The sequence below is a fragment of the Aquiflexum sp. genome (assembly GCF_041749095.1).
GTDB lineage: Bacteria > Bacteroidota > Bacteroidia > Cytophagales > Cyclobacteriaceae > Aquiflexum.
The window spans coordinates 1-2351 of record NZ_JBGTCA010000003.1; the positions used below are offsets into that span (position 1 = coordinate 1).

The window sequence follows — 2351 nt, forward strand, 5'->3', positions numbered from 1 at the left end:
ATCCAAAGCTGAAAATGTTCAAATTGAAGTGGATACCTGGCAGCTTAGAGGACCTGAGAAAGAAAAACCTTATTTTGGAAGCGTTGGTTGCAGAAAGAACCCAGCAGAACGCAGTCGAACTGCCTGCGCTAAACGTAGTCAAAATACCATGAGCGAAAAGCAGAAAGGGATAAACGAAAATTATCGACCCGCCGTAACCCTATCCACTAAAAAATTGAACAATAAGTTGTATGTTTCGGTGGAAGACAACGGCAATGGTATCCCGGAGACCATCAAAGAAAAAATCTTTCAACCGTTCTTTACTACCAAACCTACCGGCCAGGAAACCGGTTTGGGATTGAGTTTGAGCTATGACATTATTAAAGCACACGGAGGAGAAATAAGGGTAAAAAGCTTGCCTACCGTTGAAGCAGGTGACGAAGTTCACCCGGATAACCTGGTAGGACAGGATCCAGGCACCGCATTTATCATTATATTACCTTTATAAATTAAGAAGCATGAGGCCATCCAAAAAAATCAATATGACTGCTTTTCAACTGAAATTATTCCTCTGGGTAATCCTTGTTGGCATGTTGCTTTTTGGATCCCCATCCTTCGCTCAGTTAAACTCCAATAACCTTACCTTATTTACAGAAAAGGATGGTTTGCCAAGTACCCAGATCAATAAAATCATTGTGGATCAATTCGGCTACATCTGGGTGGGCACCATCAACGGTCTCGCACGCTTTGATGGCTATTCCTTCAAACGCTTTTATGAAGACCCCAATAACGCCGGTTCGATCAAAGGACTGAATGTCTGGTCCTTGTTTGAAGACAGCAAAGGTAGAATCTGGGTAGGTACCTCTCCCGGTAAACTGAATGCCTATGATCCTGCCACCCAATTATTTCGTGAATATCCTTTTGTTGATTTGTTTGAATACGATGTCAATGTCGAAAAGGGAATTTGGCAGATTGCCGAAGACAAAAATGGCAGGATCTATTTTGGTGTAGGTACCTGGGGACAGGAGATTTCCGATGCACTATTATACCTTGATGAAGAGGAAGAAAAAATAAAAAGATTCGAAACCGCTGAGGACATAATAGTAAAAAATATTTGGGGCATGACTTCGGATCAAGAAGGAGTGATTTGGATTAACAGCTTCTCCGGATTTTTTAAAATAAATCAGGGAAATAAAATTGAAGAAGTTATCCCGAAGAATGTTTCTAATATGCCTGATTTAAACAACGAAATCGGAACAGGTATGATCAGCGACAGGGAAGGTTACCTTTGGATCATAAGCAATTTCGGACGTTTGTTTAAGCTAAATGTGGAGAATGCTGAATATGAGATTTTTTCACCTATAGGAATTTTAGAAGAAAATTTCTGGAACAGCCTCACCAAAGATGCTGATGGTAATTTGTGGATGGCTACCAACTATGGTCCTTTTTTGTATTCTCCAGCGCAAAATTCAGTGGTGTATTTCAAAGAGGATTTATCCGATAAATTTGGCTTCAGAGGAGATGCAGTCAATACCCTTGCGGTGGATCAATTCGGAGGGGTTTGGGCAGGAACCCGCGTGATGGGTTTATTAAGATATGAAGAACGCTCTATCTTCAAATCCTACACCTTCAAAAATGAGGATCCCAACTCCATTCTTTCTGGCTGGGCCGATAATATCGTTGAATTGCCGGATGGAAAATTGCTGGTTACCTCCTCTGGCTTAAATATAATCGATCTTCAAAACAACGAGATCGAAAGTTTACCTTACAACAACTATTTTCCATCTTTACCAAGAGTTTTTTCAATCTCAGAAGTGTCACCAGGAGACTACTACCTAAATTCCACTTTTGGTGTGTATCAATTTAGCTATCCTGAAAAGACAATAAAGAAGATCAGCATACCCGGTATACCCGAATCCAATTGGGTAAATAGTTTTTTTAATGACAGTCAAGGAAATCAGTGGGCATTTACTAATGGTGGCATTTACATCAGGAAAAGCGGTACCGGATCCTTTTCAAGGCTTAAACTCGATTTAAGCGCTGACGATGAAAAACGCCTTCATTCAATTGTGCGAGTATATGAAAGCGAAAAGTACGGTTTATGGTTACCCACTGATGACAGGTTGTTTTTATACGATTACACCACCAGACAATTCAGGTCCATAGGTCACGATAAAGCCAAGGGCGATATTTTAGGCACTCAGGACATCAATTCTTTTTATGAAGATACAAACGGAATAGCTTGGGTAGGTGCCTGGCAGGGAGGATTGAATCGCTTTGATGTGGCAACAGGGAAAATAAAAACCTATACGGTCAACGATGGACTGCCCTCCATGAGTATTCAGTCCATTATAGCTGATGAAGAAAATGAA

At 40.7% G+C, this 2351-nt stretch carries 2 protein-coding genes; both read left to right on the forward strand.

What is annotated here, in order from left to right; genetic code table 11:
• On the forward strand, positions 1 to 487 hold a 487-nt coding region (locus ACEW8O_RS00110), incomplete at its 5' end, for a sensor histidine kinase (protein WP_373492582.1).
• Positions 488 to 497: 10 nt separating this feature from the next.
• Positions 498 to 2351: two-component regulator propeller domain-containing protein (locus ACEW8O_RS00115; protein ID WP_373492583.1), on the forward strand; the 1854-nt coding region annotated here is incomplete at its 3' end.